This window comes from Lutibacter sp. (assembly GCF_033723435.1).
In the GTDB taxonomy this organism is placed as follows: Bacteria; Bacteroidota; Bacteroidia; order Flavobacteriales; family Flavobacteriaceae; genus Lutibacter.
On the sequence record NZ_JAWVXC010000006.1, the window covers coordinates 96,107 to 113,836 of the forward strand.

General features: G+C 28.6%; 18 protein-coding genes. 8 read left to right on the top strand and 10 right to left on the bottom strand.

Going from position 1 to position 17,730, the window contains the following annotated elements; all coding sequences use genetic code 11:
• The first annotated feature begins 172 nt into the window (after positions 1-172).
• Entirely contained in the window at positions 173-508 is a 336-nt protein-coding gene (locus R3342_RS10045; RefSeq protein ID WP_318939900.1) for a DUF2853 family protein, read from the top strand.
• Positions 509-578: 70 nt separating this feature from the next.
• On the opposite strand, the gene R3342_RS10050 is transcribed toward R3342_RS10045, so the two are convergent.
• The 9 genes from R3342_RS10050 to R3342_RS10090 form a co-directional block, all read right to left on the bottom strand.
• The gene (locus tag R3342_RS10050) at positions 579-866 is read right to left on the bottom strand and encodes a hypothetical protein (RefSeq protein ID WP_318939901.1); all 288 of its coding nucleotides are present in this window, start codon (positions 864-866) and stop codon (positions 579-581) included.
• A gap of 9 nt (positions 867-875) precedes the next feature.
• A complete protein-coding gene (locus R3342_RS10055; protein ID WP_318939902.1) occupies positions 876-1,844 on the bottom strand; it encodes a deoxyhypusine synthase family protein in 969 nt (322 codons plus the stop codon).
• Between the two features lie 11 nt (positions 1,845-1,855).
• Entirely contained in the window at positions 1,856-2,626 is a 771-nt protein-coding gene (locus R3342_RS10060; RefSeq protein ID WP_318939903.1) for an RMD1 family protein, read from the bottom strand.
• Between the two features lie 6 nt (positions 2,627-2,632).
• Complete coding sequence (gene speB, locus R3342_RS10065; protein ID WP_318939904.1) at positions 2,633-3,571, bottom strand: agmatinase; 939 nt, start codon at positions 3,569-3,571, stop codon at positions 2,633-2,635.
• Entirely contained in the window at positions 3,561-4,961 is a 1,401-nt protein-coding gene (locus R3342_RS10070; protein ID WP_318939905.1) for an arginine decarboxylase, read from the bottom strand. Before R3342_RS10070 ends, speB begins: the two co-directional genes overlap by 11 nt.
• A gap of 324 nt (positions 4,962-5,285) precedes the next feature.
• Positions 5,286-6,044, bottom strand: a complete 759-nt coding sequence (gene yaaA / locus R3342_RS10075; RefSeq protein ID WP_318939906.1) for a peroxide stress protein YaaA — start codon at positions 6,042-6,044, stop codon at positions 5,286-5,288.
• A 93-nt stretch (positions 6,045-6,137) separates the two neighbouring features.
• Positions 6,138-6,767, bottom strand: a complete 630-nt coding sequence (locus R3342_RS10080) for a CatA-like O-acetyltransferase (RefSeq protein ID WP_318939907.1) — start codon at positions 6,765-6,767, stop codon at positions 6,138-6,140.
• Between the two features lie 2 nt (positions 6,768-6,769).
• Positions 6,770-7,789 carry an RluA family pseudouridine synthase gene (locus R3342_RS10085; protein WP_318939908.1) on the bottom strand — a complete coding sequence of 340 codons (1,020 nt, stop codon included), beginning with the start codon at positions 7,787-7,789 and terminating at the stop codon, positions 6,770-6,772.
• Between the two features lie 9 nt (positions 7,790-7,798).
• On the bottom strand, positions 7,799-8,380 hold the full coding sequence (locus tag R3342_RS10090; protein WP_318939909.1) for a PASTA domain-containing protein: 582 nt from the start codon (positions 8,378-8,380) through the stop codon (positions 7,799-7,801).
• A 155-nt stretch (positions 8,381-8,535) separates the two neighbouring features.
• On the opposite strand from R3342_RS10090, the gene R3342_RS10095 reads away from it, so the two are divergent.
• The 5 genes from R3342_RS10095 to R3342_RS10115 are packed head-to-tail and all read left to right on the top strand — an operon-like array spanning position 8,536 to position 14,612.
• Complete coding sequence (locus R3342_RS10095) at positions 8,536-9,513, top strand: D-alanine--D-alanine ligase (RefSeq protein ID WP_318939910.1); 978 nt, start codon at positions 8,536-8,538, stop codon at positions 9,511-9,513.
• Between the two features lie 2 nt (positions 9,514-9,515).
• A complete protein-coding gene (coaD, locus tag R3342_RS10100; RefSeq protein ID WP_318939911.1) occupies positions 9,516-9,971 on the top strand; it encodes a pantetheine-phosphate adenylyltransferase in 456 nt (151 codons plus the stop codon).
• A gap of 7 nt (positions 9,972-9,978) precedes the next feature.
• Complete coding sequence (locus R3342_RS10105) at positions 9,979-11,724, top strand: M14 family metallopeptidase (protein WP_318939912.1); 1,746 nt, start codon at positions 9,979-9,981, stop codon at positions 11,722-11,724.
• A 10-nt stretch (positions 11,725-11,734) separates the two neighbouring features.
• Positions 11,735-14,041, top strand: coding sequence for a DNA topoisomerase 3 (locus tag R3342_RS10110; RefSeq protein ID WP_318939913.1), 2,307 nt, complete (start codon positions 11,735-11,737; stop codon positions 14,039-14,041).
• Complete coding sequence (locus R3342_RS10115; protein WP_318939914.1) at positions 14,028-14,612, top strand: pseudouridine synthase; 585 nt, start codon at positions 14,028-14,030, stop codon at positions 14,610-14,612. Before R3342_RS10110 ends, R3342_RS10115 begins: the two co-directional genes overlap by 14 nt.
• On the opposite strand, the gene R3342_RS10120 is transcribed toward R3342_RS10115, so the two are convergent.
• Entirely contained in the window at positions 14,604-14,978 is a 375-nt protein-coding gene (locus R3342_RS10120; RefSeq protein WP_318939915.1) for a hypothetical protein, read from the bottom strand. The two genes, R3342_RS10115 and R3342_RS10120, sit on opposite strands and share 9 nt — an antisense overlap.
• A 105-nt stretch (positions 14,979-15,083) precedes the next feature.
• Here R3342_RS10120 and R3342_RS10125 point away from each other — a divergent pair, with 105 nt between their 5' ends.
• Together R3342_RS10125 and R3342_RS10130 are read left to right on the top strand one after the other, a co-directional pair.
• Positions 15,084-15,545 carry a (2Fe-2S)-binding protein gene (locus R3342_RS10125; protein ID WP_318939916.1) on the top strand — a complete coding sequence of 154 codons (462 nt, stop codon included), beginning with the start codon at positions 15,084-15,086 and terminating at the stop codon, positions 15,543-15,545.
• Positions 15,542-17,728 (top strand): xanthine dehydrogenase family protein molybdopterin-binding subunit, encoded by a 2,187-nt coding sequence (locus tag R3342_RS10130; RefSeq protein ID WP_318939917.1) that lies wholly within the window; start codon positions 15,542-15,544, stop codon positions 17,726-17,728. Before R3342_RS10125 ends, R3342_RS10130 begins: the two co-directional genes overlap by 4 nt.
• Positions 17,729-17,730: the final 2 nt, after the last annotated feature.

Genomic DNA, 17,730 nt, shown 5'->3' on the forward strand with positions numbered 1-17,730 from the left:
CAATTTGTCATAAAATCATTGAGTAATTTTAAAATATTGGTTAAAAATGGCAATTCTACATTTTAAATAACTGGTTATTAGCAAGGCAAAATTGAAGGAATTATATTTCTACAAAAGATTAATTTTATTTTATATATTTGAGTATACTATTGTTAAAATAAAAATTCAACTCATGAGTAAATTCGATGAAAAAGTAGCCCAATATGAAAGTGCTATGAAAGATTTAGGAATCAGCTTTAATGCTGATTTATTAACTAAAGTAACAAAAGGTTTAGGTCCATCAATCTATAAAAATGATGCTGAAACAGTATCTGGATCTGATCCTAAAGAACTTGAAACAGTTAAAAACAACTTTTTAATGAAAAAATTAGGCTTGCCTGATAGTCCAAAATTAGATAGTGCTATTGAGAAAGTAATTGAAAAAATGGGAAAATCTAACCGAAATAAATACAGAGCAATTGTATATTATTTATTAGTAAAAGAATTAGGACAAGAATCTAAATACTAAATACTTTTCTTGCTAAAAAAAGAAACCCGCAGTTTGCGGGTTTTTTATTTTTAATAATGTCTGTTCTTTATTAACTCTCATCCATATCTTCTGCTACTCCTTCAAAATCATCATCATACGCTTCATCAAAATTATCTTCATCCGCATCATATTCATCCATAGTTTCTTCTAATTTTAGACTTATTTTAACAAGATAAATGGTATCTTCGGTTCTAACTTCAACAGCTCTTATGGTTTCACCTTTAGCATTTTTAAATGTAATTATATCTTTATAATTATATCCTGTTGGGAATTTTTCGACTAATAAATCTAATATATCACTCGTTAATTTACTGTAATCAACAATTATTCTTTTCATATATAAAATTTACATTTTTAATAAATAGGCAAATATTAATGGTACTACAATGGTTGCATCGGATTCAATAATGTATTTTGGCGTATCAATATCTAATTTCCCCCAAGTAATTTTTTCATTAGGAACTGCTCCTGAATAAGATCCATAACTTGTTGTTGAATCTGAAATTTGACAAAAGTAGCTCCAAAATGGAGTATCTGTTCTTTCTAAATCTTGATAAAGCATTGGAACAACACATATAGGAAAATCTCCTGCTATACCTCCCCCTACTTGAAAAAATCCTATGCCATTTTCTGAGTTTTTAGTATACCAATCTGCTAGAAAGCTCATGTATTCAATTCCTGTTTTCATAGTACTTGCTTTTAACTCCCCTTTCATTACATAGGATGCGAAAATATTTCCCATTGTACTATCTTCCCAACCTGGAACTACCATAGGTAAGTTTGCCTCAGCCGCTGCTAACATCCAACTATTTTTTGGATCAATTTCATAATAAGGTTTTAATACTCCTGACAAAACTAACTTGTACATGAATTCATGTGGAAAAAAACGTTCTCCTTTTTCTTCTGCATCTTTCCAAATTTTAAAAATATGTTTTTGTAAACGTCTAAAAGCTTCTTCTTCAGGAATACAAGTATCTGTTACTCTATTTAACCCTTTTTCTAATAAATTCCATTCATCTTTAGGAGTTAAATCTCTATAGTTTGGCACTCTTTTGTAATGAGAATGCGCCACCAAATTCATAATATCTTCTTCTAAATTTGCACCTGTACAAGAAATTATATGCACTTTATTTTGCCGTATAACTTCAGCAAATATTTTACCTATTTCTGCTGTACTCATAGCTCCAGCCAAAGAGACTAACATTTTTGAACCTTTATTTAACTGATTATCGTACTCTTTAGCTGCATCCACTAAAGTAGCTGCATTAAAATGCAGATAATATTTTTCTATAAATTCTGATATTGGTTTATTCATTTTTTTAATATTTATTCAAATAATACTTGTATAATTTCAAATAGAATTAAGATGATAATTATCCATTCTAATATACTACTATGTCTGTGTTGTAAAATGTCTTTAAAAAAATCTAAATTTTCACTTATTACGCTTAAATTATGTTGTAATCCATGATGCCTGTTTACGATTTCTAATTCTTCTCGCATCTGATTGTCAAGCATAGCTAAGTTACTATCTGTCCATGCTAAATTAGAAGTTTCAAAAATAAACAGATTCTCAGCAATACTATTTTTAAGGTTCATTGTTTTACCAATAAATTTTCTAACTTTTTTTCTTGTTAGATTTATATATCCTCTACTTTCTAATTCATTTGCATAAACTCTTGTATTTTCTAGCAATGCAATTGACATATCAAAATAATTATCTAACGCAACCGATTGACCTAAATTTAACATCACAATATGAGCAGTATCTAATGTAAATTTAGGTACTGTAATTGTGTTAAAATCTACAAGAATTTTATTTCCAACGTTTTCCTTTAATTGATAATTTTCATTAGGAAAATCGTCTATTGAAATTACCTCATCAAGAATTTGTTCAATAATTGTTTTTATTAATTCTTTACTCGTATTTATAAAAACAATACTACCATAATCTTTTAGGTAAAAAAATGATTTTTCCTCTATTTGAAACAATAAAAAAGAGTGTTCTCTTTTTACTATTTCAAAAGAAAATTTATTACGAATACTTTTTAATTTTATTCGTTTACCTAAATGATATGCAATAACATTATGAATCATTATATATTATTCTTCAAAGTCATCTTCTTCAAATTTGCTTTTTTTATTAATTGATTTTGACAATGAATTATTATCAAAATCATCTTCATCATCCTGATTATTAAATTTATAGCTTAACATTTTATAATATAATTTTGCAGCTAAAAAATCTGAAGATTTATCCTTTTCATTTGGGCATAATTCCATAATATCAAAACCAACAACATTTTTTTCTTCAAAAACTTTTTTCAAAAAATCTAAAGTTTCATACCACAAAAGTCCACCTGGTTCAGGTGTTCCTGTTGACGGCATAATTGAAGGATCTAAAGCATCTAAATCAAAAGTAATAAACACATTGTCGGTCATTAAATCTATAGCGTTTTCCATCCAATAATCGTCTGTCAAAATATCATTTGCAAAAAACACCTTATCTAAATCCATAACTGTTTTTTCAATTTTGTCCATACTGCGTATTCCAACCTGAACTAAATTAGTGTTTTGACTTGCTTCATAAACTGCACAAGCGTGATTACAATTAGAGCCTTCATACTCTTTTCGTAAATCGGCATGAGCATCAATTTGAAGTACTGTTAAATTATTAAAACATTCATTAAATGCTCTAATCGAGCCAATAGAAACGGAATGTTCACCGCCTATAAGTGTTACAAACTTGTTTTTATTTATGTATGATTTTGCAGTTTTATGTACGGCATCAACCATAGTTTCCGGAGAAGAATTTTCCTCTATAGAATCCGCTAAAAATATACCATTTTTGTATACTTCAGAATCTGTTTCTATATCATAAATTTCCATGTTTTCTGAAGCATGTAAAAATGCTTCAGGACCTTTATTTGCTCCTTTTTGCCAAGTGCTTGTACCATCATAAGGTACAGGAATTAAAACTATTTTTGAAGTTTCACTTTTAGCATATTGTTCTGGAATTCCAGCATAGGTTTTATTGCTCATATCCTAATATTTTTAAAAAATCGTTTGCGGTTTGTTGTTCTTTAAATTCTTTATATTCTAATTTTCCTTCGTTATTTTTTGAAATAATTACGTGTTTTGGTTGAGGAATTAAACAGTGTTGTAATCCACCATATCCACCAAGTGATTCTTGATAAGCTCCTGTGTTAAAAAAGCCAATATATAATGGTTTTTCTTCTTTATAAGTTGGCAAATAAATAGCGTTAATATGTTGTTCAGAATTATAATAATCATCACTATCACAAGTTAAACCTCCTAATAAAACACGTTCATAATTATCATTCCATCGGTTTAAAGGTAATAAAACAAATCGTTTGTTTATTGCCCAACTATCTGGCAATGTTGTAATAAACGAAGAGTTTATCATATTCCAACGCTCTCTATCATTTTGCTTTTTTTGATATAAAATTTTATAAATACTTCCTCCACTTTCTCCAACTGTATAGCTTCCAAACTCAGTAAAAATATGAGGAGTTGGTACATTAGCTTCATCACAAGCACTTTTAATTTGATTTATTATTTCATCCACCATATATTCATAATCGTAATCAAATGCTAATGAGTTTTTTATTGGGAATCCTCCTCCAATATTTAAACTATCTAAAGTAGGACAAATTCGTTTTAAATTGATATACACCTTTAAACACTTATTTAGCTCATTCCAATAATATGCATTATCTTTTATTCCAGTATTTATAAAGAAATGCAGCATTTTTAGCTTCAATTTTTTATTGTTTTCAACATCTCGTTTATAAAAATCAACTATATTTTTGTAACCAATTCCTAATCTAGAGGTATAAAATTCAAACTTTGGTTCTTCTTCTGATGCAATTCTAATTCCAATATTTATTTTTTTTTTAATGCCTTTTGTAAGCAAACCAATTTCTTCGTAATTATCAATAATTGGAATGCAATTTTTATGTCCACTATTTATTAAATCTTGAATTTTACTTATATAAGCATCTCTTTTAAAACCATTACAAATTACATAGGTTTTATCAGTTATTTTTCCTTCTTTTTTTAAATTTTGAATAATATCAATATCAAACGCTGATGAAGTTTCAATATGGATATCATTTATTAAAGCTTCATTTAAAATATGCTTAAAATGAGAGCTTTTAGTACAATAGCAATAATTATATTTTCCTTTATATTTATGCTTTTTCATTGCATGCTTAAACCATGTTTTAGCATTTTGAATGTTTTCACTTATTTTTGGCAAATAGGTGAATTTTAAAGGTGTTCCAAATTTTTCAACCAATTGCATGGTATCAATTTCATGGAAATGTAAATTTTTATTTTTATCTATGGTAAATTCTTCCTGTGGGAAATCAAATGTTTGATTTATTAAATCAATATATTTAGTATTCATTATTAGTATTTTATTCATTAAAATTTAAATGCAGCCTAAAATATGGCTGATATTAACCTGAGATAAAGTGTTAATACCTATACTCTTAATACTAAATGTGTGTGTCGACTATCTACAACCAATAATTGATTGTAAATTTTAGAAATGCAGTTTACAGAAGTTGTCTTTTGCCTTAATTTTTCGTTGTGATTCCATACCACATAGTAACCTAAAAACTTCTTAATAAAAAAGTTACTATCGAAAAAATATAAATTTTTCAACGTTAATCAAAAATAACGTGACAAACATATATAAAAAAACAATACTATTTAAAAAAAATTAAAATTATCGAGTAAAAATTAGTTCTTTTTCTGTTGATAAATTAGAATCAAAGCTGTAACCATCTGTATTAAAACCTTTTAACCCTTCAATAGATTCAATAGAATTATCAATGATATAACGTACCATTAATCCTCTTGCTTTTTTAGCAAAAAAGCTAATTATTTTTAATTTTCCGTTTTTATAATCTTTAAAAACTGGTGTAATTACTGGAACTTTCAGCGATTTTGGTTGTATAACTTTAAAATATTCGTTACTAGCTAAATTAATAAACAGTTCATCATCTGCTAATTCTGAGTTTAAATTATTTGTAATGGTTTTATCCCAAAATTGATATAAATTTTCTTTATTACCAATCTTTAATTTTGTTCCCATTTCCAAACGATAAGCCTGCATTAAATCTAAAGGTTTTAATATGCCATATTGACCAGAAAGTATTCTTAATTTTTGTTGAAGTTCATCAATTTTAGATTCTGGTAATGTATAAGCGTCTAGTCCAATATAAACATCTCCTTTAAATGCATATACAGCTTGTTTTGCATTTTCTAATGTAAAAGGCAGATGCCAATCTTGATTTCGTTGCCAATTTAACTCCCCAAGTTTGGGTGAAATACTCATTAATTCGCTTAATTTTTTAGGCGATTTCTTTTTTAAAACTTCGTTTAATTTTTCTGCTTCTTTTAAAAAAACTCCAGATGTATATTTTTTTAATGGAGCCGGAGTTTCAAAGTCTAGCGATTTTGCCGGAGAAATTACTATTTTCATAAGTTGCGATTTAAAGTGATTTAAAAGTATAACTATTTTGTAAATAAAAAGAGCTGTTTTAATACTTTACAATTATTCAAAAATAATTAAAACTTATAGTAATTCATTTATAAACTGTTGCATTTTATCAAATAATAAAGCAACATGATAACCATCCATTAAAGCATGGCTAGCTTCTACTGAAAATGGTATTTTTTTAATTTGGTTTTCTTCAAATAATTTTCCGAAAATAATTTTTGGAATTCCTTTTTCTGCTTCATCTCCTTTTCTGGCATGTTTAAATCCGGTAAAGGATATCCAAGGTAATGTTGAACAGTGTACTAAGTTAAGCATTTCTTCTTTTGGTTCAAAAACGATACCTTTTTTATGATTTTCTATTACTTGCTTACCTGCTTTATCGAATTCGAAAATTGAAGGATTATAATTATAATAACAGAAAGAAAAAGTATTATCATCATTTAAAATTGTAGAACCAATATCCACTTTTTCAAAACTATATACTTTATTGTTTTGAATTCTTAATTTAAATTCGTCAATTTCATTTATGCTTTTTAAGGCTACAAAAATGCAAGCTAATGAAAAAGACAAATTATGCTTTTTACAAAAATTATAAAGATTAGTAACTTCTAAATTAGCAGTTACATTAAAAAAAGGATCTTCATAGGATTTAAAAAACTCAAATTGTGGTTTTCTGTTCCAGTTTGCAACATCAAATTCTTTCATTTTTAATCTTTTTGATTAATGGTATAACTCCTCCATTTTTCAAAACATTGTTGCATGTCTAAAGGTATTTCAGAATCAAATTGCATAAATTTTTTGGTAGTTGGATGTTCAAATCCTAATGTTTTAGCGTGTAATGCCTGACGAGGTAAAACTTTAAAGCAGTTTTCAACAAATTGCTTGTATTTGGTAAATGTAGTTCCTTTTAAAATTTCATTTCCTCCGTATCGTTCATCGTTAAAAAGTGTATGGCCAATATGTTTAAAATGTGCTCTAATTTGATGCGTTCTACCAGTTTCTAATTTACATTGCACTAATGTAACATAACTAAAACGCTCCACTACTTTATAATGCGTAACTGCATGTTTACCAAACTCTCCATTAGGAAAAACGGACATTTGTAATCTGTTTTTTAAACTTCTTCCTATATTTCCTTCAATAGTGCCTTCATCTTCTTCTATATTACCCCAAACTAAAGCATAATATAATCTTTCCGTAGTTCTGTCAAAAAATTGTTTGGATAAATGTGCCATTGCAAATTCGGTTTTAGCAACCACTAAAAGTCCGCTGGTATCTTTATCAATTCTGTGTACTAATCCTGGACGTTCATTAGAATTATTTGGTAAATTTTCTATATGATATATTAAACCATTTACTAATGTACCGCTATAATTTCCATGACCTGGATGCACTACCATTCCTGCAGGTTTATTAACTACCAAAACTTGCTCATCTTCAAATAAAATATCTAAAGGAATATTTTCTGCAACTAATAAATTTTCATGTGGAGGATGTGCTAAAACAACACGAACAACATCATAAGGTTTTACTTTATAATTAGATTTTACAGGCAGATCATTTACTAAAATATTACCTGCTTTTGCAGCTTGCTGAATTTTATTACGAGTAGCATTTTCAATAAAATTCATTAAAAATTTATCTACTCTTAAAGGCTCTTGTCCTTCACTTGCAACATAGTTAAAATGCTCATACAACTCCTCCCTTTCAATCTCTTCTATACTCATCGGTATTTTTTATTCAAAATTTCGTTTATAGCTTCCTGAGCCTTTACCATCTCCTAGTTTTAACGTAATTACGGAATTTTTTGGAATTTTTTCTCCTGGCTTTAATTCTTTTCCATTAAATCTTAATCCTCTTACTACATCTTTGGCTATATCTGAAACACGTATCTCATTACTACTAACTTTAAACCCTAAAGCTAATAAATGTGCTGTAGCTTGTCTTTTTGTTTTTCCATATAAATCAGGCATAGGAATACTTTTATATCCAGATGGATTAAGTGTTAAATAAATTTTTCTATTTTCTTTTACAAAATCACCTGCTTCTGGAGATTGGTCAATTACAGAATTTATTGGGTAATTAGGGTTATAACTAGCAGAATCAAGTACTACCATTTTTAAATCAACTTCATCTAGTGCTTGTTTAACTTTTACTAAACTCATTTTCTTTAAATCTGGAACTTCTATTTTTTGATTATGATGTGTAGATATATTTAACCATTTTGCTAAAGCATAAAAAACGATAATTAACCCAACTGCTGCAATAATAAGTTGTGTAAAAAAAACTTTAGATTTTAAAAAATTTATAAAATTCATAGGTATATTTTGATAATGGACAAAGATACTTTATTAATAGTAAGTTACAAACCATTTAAAAGCAGTTTGTTTAGTATACTTTTTCACAAAGTAAAAAAACGATATTATTTTAAACTTTAAATATGTAAGTTTGTATTACACGTTAATAACAGTAAATGAAAAAAAATATTGCCATCATTATGGGTGGATATTCTTCTGAAGCCAATATTTCTTTAAAAAGTGGTGAAGTAGTATATCAACAAATTTCAAAAGAAATATACAACACCTACAAAATACATATTTTAAAAAATAAATGGGTTTTAGTTGATGATAATGACCTTGAATATCCAATTAATAAAGATGATTTTTCGGTAATTATTAACCAAAATAAAATAACTTTTGATTGTGTTTTTAACGCAATTCACGGTCATCCTGGTGAAGATGGAACCATTTTAGCTTATTTTAAATTACTTGGTTTAAAACATACTTCTGCTCCATTTTATCAAATGGCACTTACTTTTAATAAACGTGATTGTTTAAGTGTTTTAAAAAAGTATGGTGTTAAAACAGCCAAATCAATATATTTAAATAAAGGAGAAAATTTTAATGTAGATGAAATAATTAAAACACTCGGTTTACCTTGTTTTGTTAAACCTAACAATGCAGGTTCAAGCTTCGGAATTTCTAAAGTAAAATTAAAAGAAGAGTTAATTCCTGCTATAGAAAAAGCATTTAAAGAAGATTCCGAATTACTAATTGAAGAATTTTTAGATGGCACAGAAGTTACCATTGGAGTGTTGAATTACAAAGGTGAAATTAAAGTTTTGCCAATGACAGAAATTGTTACCAACAATGATTTTTTTGATTATGAAGCAAAATATTTAGGAGAATCCGATGAAATAACACCTGCACGTATTTCTGATGAAATGCATCAGAAATTAGAAATTCTTGCAAAAAAAGTATATCAAATATTAAATATGTCAGGTTTTACACGATCTGAATATATTTTAGTAAATAACGAACCTTATTTTTTAGAAATGAATACCGTTCCAGGTTTAACTAATGAAAGTATAATTCCGCAGCAAGCAGCTGCTGCTGGTATTACTTTACAAAATCTTTTTCACAACGCTATTGAGATGGCTTTAAATAACTAATTATGAGACGCGCTATATTTCCAGGATCATTTGACCCAATAACTTTAGGACACGTTGATATTATTAATAGAGCATTACCTTTATTTGATGAAATTATTATTGCTATTGGTATAAATGCAGATAAAAAATATATGTTTCCTGTAAAAAAACGAGTGGAATTTATTAAAAAGACTTTTGCCAATGAACCAAAAATTAAAGTGGAAACTTACACAGGTTTAACGATAGATTATTGTAATAAAAAAAATATCGACTTTATTTTAAGAGGTTTACGAAACCCTGCTGATTTTGAATTTGAAAAAGCAATAGCTCAAACTAATCGAAAATTAGCTCCTGTTGAAACTGTGTTTTTATTAACTTCAGCAGAAACTTCGTATATAAGTTCAAGTATTGTTAGAGATGTACTTAGAAATGGCGGAGATATTTCAGGTTTAGTTCCTAAAAGTGTAACCAGCAATTAATTATTTTATGAAATATTGGGTTATTATTTTGACATTAATTACTATTTCATGCTCAAAAACTTCACCAAAAACATCCGAAAATTTTACTACTAAATTTGAAAAATCAAACGGAACCGAAACTGCAACTTATTCTGAAACGATAAATTTCTATAAAAAACTTGCAAAAACATATCCTCAAATTAACATTCAAGAAATTGGAAAAACAGATAGTGGTTATCCGCTTTATTTAGTGTTTTTTAATACCGATAAAAATTTTGATTTAAAACAACTAAAAAACAGTTCCAAAAACATCATTTTTATAAACAACGGTATTCATCCTGGTGAATCTGATGGTATAGATGCTACTATGCTTTTATTACGCGATATAGTTCAAAATAAGGAACAAACTAAAAAATTAAATTCAATTATTTTAGCTATAATTCCTATTTATAATGTTGGTGGAGCATTAAATAGAAACAGCCATTCCAGAGCAAATCAAAATGGTCCAAAAGAATATGGATTTAGGGGAAATGCCAGAAATTTTGATTTAAATAGAGATTTTATAAAAGCTGACACCAAAAACGCTAGAAGCTTTGCTAATATTTTCACTTCTTTAAATCCAGATGTTTTTGTGGACAATCACGTAAGTAATGGCGCTGATTATCAATATAGTATTACTCATTTATTTACCCAGCATAATAAATTAGGAAATAAATTAGGCGACTTTATTGAACAAAAAATGAGACCAGCTATTGAAAATTCATTACTAAAAAAAAATATATTAATAACTCCTTATGTTAACGTCTGGGGAAAAACTCCTGAAAGTGGTTTTAGTCAATTTTTTGATTCTCCAAGATATTCAACAGGTTATACAACACTTTTTAACACACTAGGTTTAATGGTGGAAACACATATGCTAAAACCTTATAAAGTACGTGTTGAACAAACATATAGTTTAATGAATTCGGTTATAGAATTCACTATCCAAAATGGAAAAAGAATTAAAGAACTTCGTAAAAATGCATTGAAGAATATTTTAAAAAATAAAACCTACCCAATTCAATATCAACTAGATAAAAACAATTTCACCACTTTACAATTTAAAGGATATGAAGGAAGTTATGTTCCAAGCAAAGTAACTACAGGAAAACGTTTATTTTATGATGAAACCAAACCATATACAAAACCAATTGATTATTATAATCAGTTTAAACCAACAAAATATATAAACATTCCTAAAGCTTATATTTTAAAAAATGGTTGGTGGAGAGTTTTAAATAGATTGAAAGAAAATCATATTAAATATATTTCTATTAAAAAAGATACTTCTATAAACGCTGTAAACCAACACATTAAGGATTTTAAAACTAGTTCAAAAGTTTTTGAAGGACATTATATGCATTACAATACTGAAGTTACTCAAACTAAACAACAAGTTAAATTTTCAAAAGGAGATATTTATATCCCTGTAAATCAGTCAGGTGCAAGATATTTATTTGAAACTTTAGAAGCATCTGCCACGGATTCATTTTTCAACTGGAATTATTTTGATACCATTCTTCAACGAAAAGAAGGATATTCTCCTTATGTTTTTGAAGATATTGCAGCGCAATTTTTAAAAGAAAATCCATCTATAAAAGAAGCTTTGAAGAATAAAATTGAATCGGATGTAGATTTTGCTAAAAATCCAAAAGCTCAACTAGATTTTGTTTATAAAAATTCTCCATATTACGAAGCAGCGTATCTAAAACTTCCAATTTATAAAGTCTATTAAAAAAATTTAAATGAAAGTATGTATTGCTGAAAAACCTAGTGTTGCACGTGAAATAGCCTCAGTTTTAGGCGCAAACACAAAACATGATGGCTATTTTGAAGGAAATGGTTATGCGGTAACTTACACTTTTGGGCATTTATGTACTTTATTAGAACCTAACGATTACAAACCGCATTGGAAAAGCTGGAATTTAAATAATTTACCTATGCTTCCTGAAAAGTTTGAAACAAAAGTGGTTAACAATCAAGGAATTCAAAAACAATTTAATATTGTAAAAAGTTTATTCGATAAAGCTGAAGTAGTCATAAATTGTGGTGATGCAGGACAAGAAGGAGAATTAATTCAGCGTTGGGTAATTAATCAAGTAAATTATAAAGGAGAAGTAAAACGTTTGTGGATTTCTTCTTTAACCACAGAAGCTATAATAGAAGGATTTCAAAATTTAAAACCTTCTAAAAACTACGATAATTTATATTACGCGGGCTTTTCTAGAGCTATTGGAGATTGGCTTTTAGGAATGAATGCCACCAGATTATATACTTTAAAACACGGAGGTTATAAACAACTTTTATCTGTTGGAAGAGTGCAAACTCCAACTTTAGCAATGCTAGTAAACAGATATAAAGAAATCGAAAATTTTAAACCTCAACCTTATTGGGAATTACAAACTGAATATAGAGAAACCATTTTTAATTGTGAAGAAGGTCGTTTTTTAAAAAAAGAAGATGGCGAACTGTTTGCAAATAAAGTAAAGGAAAGTGATTTTGAAATTGTTTCTATAACTAAAAAAGCTGGAAAAGAATATGCTCCTAAACTTTTTGATTTAACTGGCTTACAAGTTTATTGTAACAATAAATTTGGCTTTACTGCTGAGGAAACACTAAAAATTGTTCAAAAATTATATGAGCAAAAAGTAGTTACCTATCCAAGAGTTGACACCACTTTTTTACCTAATGATGTATATCCAAAAGTAGCTGGAATATTAAAAAACTTAACAAATTACAGCAAATTAACACAGCCACTATTAACAAAGAAAATAAAAAAATCAAGCAAAGTTTTTAACGACAAAAAAGTAACCGATCATCATGCTATTATACCAACAGGAATACAAATTAATTTGCAATACAACCAACAACAAGTATATGATATAATAACTAAACGTTTTATTGCCGTTTTTTATGAAGATTGTAAAGTTGCCAACACAACCGTAATTGGAGATGCAAATAAGGTAACTTTTAAAACCAATGGAAAAGAGATTGTAGAAAAAGGTTGGCGTGTAGTTTTTGAAACCACTTCTCCAAATAATTCAATCAGTAAAACAACTACTGATATTTTACCAACTTTTGTAAAAGGGGAAAAAGGCCCTCATTTTCCTTCATTTTTAGAAAAAGAAACCAAATCTCCAAATCAATTTTCAGAAGCTACACTTTTACGTGCTATGGAAACTGCTGGCAAACAAGTAGATGATGAAGATTTACGTGAGTTGATGAAAGAAAATGGAATTGGCCGTCCTTCAACAAGAGCAAATATTATTGAAACATTGTTTAAACGTAAATATATTGAGCGTAAAAAAAAGCAAATTTTACCAACCCAAACAGGTATTCAATTAATAGAAACCATTCAAAATGAATTATTAAAATCTGCGGAATTAACTGGGCAATGGGAAAAAAAACTTAAAGAAATTGAGCAAGGAACTTTTAACGCTGGAACTTTTATAAAAAACATGAAAAGAATGGTGGATGATTTAGTATATGAAGTTCGTTCAGAAAAAGTTAGAGCAAATATTACTTCAGTAAATTCTTCTACTAAAATAATTTCCGAAAAATCAAACCTTAAAAAAAAGAATAAAATTTCCTCTGAAGAATGTCCAAAATGCAAAAAAGGAGCTCTCTTAAAAGGTAAAACTGCATATGGTTGCAGCAATTATAAAAACGGATGTAATTTTAAACTTCCATTTAGTTTTTTAAATAAAAAAATTTCCGAAAATCAATATATACGTTTATTACAAAAAGGATGTACTGTTAATTTAAAAGGGTTTAAAACAGATAATGGTAATATTGAAGGATTACTTAGATTCGATGACAATTTTCAATTAAAATTAGAAGAGAAAAAAGTTTCAGAGAAGAAAACCCCAGATAAATTAACTTGTCCTAAATGTAAAAAAGGAATTATTTTAAAAGGAAAATCAGCTTATGGTTGCAGTGAATTTAAAAATGGTTGCGATTTTATTTTTAGCTTTGATGACGTTAGAAAAAAAGCAAATGGACAAACTCTTTCTAAAGAACTTGTTTATAACATTTTAAATGGAAAACACTAAGCACAAACACTTTATTTTATTTAAACCTTATGGTTATCTAAGTCAGTTTGTAAATAACCAAACTCGAAGAAAAAATAAAAAAATGTTAGGCGAATTGTATGATTTTCCAGAAAAAACTATGGCAATTGGAAGGTTAGATGAACATTCAGAAGGCTTATTATTACTAACTACAGATGGACAAACCAGTGAATTTATACGAAGCGCTAAAGTTGAAAAAGAATATTACGCACAAGTAGATGGACAAATTTCATTCGAAGCAATTGAAAAATTAAAAAAAGGGGTAGAAATAGGTTTTGAAGGAATAAAATACACTACAAAAAAATGCAAAGTTTCTAAAATAGAAGAACCCGCTAAACTTCCTGAAAGAAGAAAAAAAATTAGAGATGAGCGCCATGGTCCTACAAGTTGGATTTCTATTACTTTAACGGAGGGAAAATTTAGACAAGTACGTAAAATGACTGCTGCAGTTGGTTTTCCAACATTACGTTTAATTAGAGTTAGAATAGGAAAAATAAAACTAAACCAAATGAATATTGGTGAAGTAATTGAAGTGAACCATTTTTTAACTTAATACCCAGTCTATTGCAGAATTAAGCGTACTAAACGGTCTAGAACTATAACCTTGATCTTTAGTTTCAACTAGAACTGGAATAACAATATCTCTAGGTTCCTCAGTAAGGATAGCTATTTTAAAATTTCCAAAAACTTCTAAATGTTTTTTATAAAAATCTGCTATCTTATTATACTCTTCAACTTTTATATTAAAATTAGAATTTCGATAATCTAAAATAAATCCTTTTACATCTTTAGGTATTAAACTGTTTTTAAACGCATACTCCCAAGAAGATTCTATATCTTCTATTGTAATTAATCCATAATAAAATTTAAATAAAATGCCGAGTGAGTTATCAAATTGATATTTAAAATTCTTTTTCATAAAATTATATTGAGCCTAATTAAAGGCTACATAAAAAAATCAAGAATATGATTACTGTAAATTTATAAAATAATTCTTAAATTGGTGTTTTAAATAAAAACAATCATGATTAAACTAACTATTAACAATAAAAAGTACAACATTGATGTTGAACCTGATATGCCGTTACTTTGGGCAATTAGAGATATTATTGGCTTAACAGGCACAAAATATGGATGTGGAGAAGGACTATGTGGTTCTTGCAAAGTTTTATTAGACAATTCACCTGTTCAGTCATGTGTAATTCCTGTTTCGGCGGCAATTGGAAAAGAGATATTAACCATAGAAGGAAATTCTAAAAACTTACAATTACTACAAAAATCTTGGATGGAATTAAATGTTCCTCAATGTGGGTTTTGTCAGCCAGGACAATTAATTGCAGCAACTGCATTATTAGATAAAAACGAAAATCCAACAGATAAAGATATTGAAGAAGAAATGATTGGTAATATCTGCAGATGCGGAACTTACCAACGTATAAAAAATGCTATTCACAGAACTGTTGAACTTAAAAATCAACAATCATGAGGATAATAAAAAATATAAGTCGTAGAAGTTTTGTTAAAACTATTGGTATTGCATCTGGAGGATTAATATTAGGCTGTAACACTAATTTGTTTTCTGACAAAGAAGATAAAAATAAAAATCTAACCAATTTCAATCCTAATTTATTTGTCCAATTAAATTCGGATGGTAGTTTAATTTTAATTGCCTCACGTTCTGAAATGGGTAATGGTGTTAGAACTTCCTTAACTTCTGTTATTGCAGATGAAATGGAAGCAGATTGGAATAGAGTTACTGTACAACAAGCTGTTGGTGATGCTAAATATGGCGATCAAAATACCGATGGTTCTAGAAGTATTCGCTATTTATACGAAACTATGAGACAAATGGGAGCTACAGCAAAAGCTATGCTAATAACTGCAGCTGCTAAAAAATGGCAAGTTCCAGAAAGTGAATGTTCAGCAGAAAATCATTTTATAATTCATTCAAGTGGAAAAAAAATTGGTTATGGTGATTTAGTAGAAATTGCAAAAACATTAGAGGTTCCAAAAGACGTTAAACTAAAATCTCCTGAAGATTTTAAATACATTGGCAAAAGTTTAAGAAGTGTTGATGTTGCTGATTATGTACAAGGAAAAGCTACTTTTGGATTAGATAAGCGTTTGCCAAATATGAAATTTGTTGCAATTGCACGTTGTCCAGTTACTTTTGGAAGTGTAAAATCGTTCGACAAAACAGAAGCTTTAAAGATAGCTGGCGTACAAGATGTTATTGAAATCCCAAGAATTGAAAGACCTTTTGGAGCGTTAGGAGGAGTTGCTGTAGTTGCATCTAATACTTGGGCTGCTTTTAAAGGAAAAGAAGCTTTAAAAATTGAATGGAATTATGGGGATAATAGTGATTATGATTCCGAAAAATATATGAATGAAATTACCGCCAACGTTCATAAGCAAGGAAAAGTTGCTAAAGATGTTGGCAATATTAACAAAGCATTTAAAAATGCCCATAAAATTATAGAAAGTACATTTCAATTACCTCACTTATCTCACGCTCCAATGGAAGTTCCAAATGCAGTTGCTTGGGTTCAAGGAGATTCTTGTGAAGTTTGGGCACCTACCCAAGCCCCACAAACTACGAGAAAAGAAGTGGTGAACTATTTAAAAACAGAGGAAGAAAAAGTTACTATTAATGTTACTTTTTTAGGTGGCGGTTTTGGACGAAAATCTAAGCCAGATTATATTGTTGAAGCTGTTATGCTGTCTAAAGCATTAAATGCTCCTGTGCAAGTAGTATGGACACGTGAAGATGATATTAAACACGATTATTATCATACAGTAAGTGCTCAATATTTAAAGGCTTCATTAGATAAAAATGGTAAAGTAACAGGTTGGCTACATCGCTTTGCTATGCCTTCTATTGCTTCTACTTTTTCACCTGGAGTTGATTATGCTGCGGGGTTTGAAATTGCTAGCGCATCAAATGTTCCTTTTGAAATTGAAAATATGAAAATTGAAGTTGGAAAAGCTCCAGCTAAAGTTAGAATTGGTTGGCTGCGTTCTGTAATTAATATTCCACATGGTTTTTCTGAAAATGTTTTTGCGGATGAATTAGCAATTGCTGCCAATAAAGATCCATTAGAATTTAGGCTAGATTTAATAGGTAAAGATAGAATTGAAGAAACTAAAGATCCTATAAAATACAATACAGCCCGTCTTAAAAATGTATTAAAAATAGCCGCTAAAAATGCCGAATGGGGTAAAAAACTTCCTGAAGGACATGCTTATGGTTTGGCTGTACATTATAGTTTTTATACATACGTAGCCTCTATTGTAGAAGTTTCAGTAATTAATAACAAACTAAAAGTTCATAATATTTACACTGCTATAGATTGTGGTACATTTGTTAATAGAAACACCATAAAAGCTCAATTAGAAGGAGCCGCAGTTTTTGGAATGTCATTGGCATTCTATGGAAAAATCACCGCAAAAAATGGAGCCATTGAGCAAAATAATTATCATGATTATAAAATGGTTAGAATTAATGATACTCCGAATGTTCATGTTGAAATTGTAGAAAGTTCAGAAAGACCAACTGGAGTTGGAGAACCAGGGGTTCCTGTTATTGCTCCTGCCATTGTAAATGCTATTTATCAAATTACAGGAAAAAGATATTACAATTTACCTTTATCTGATTATGGTTTAGTTTAGAT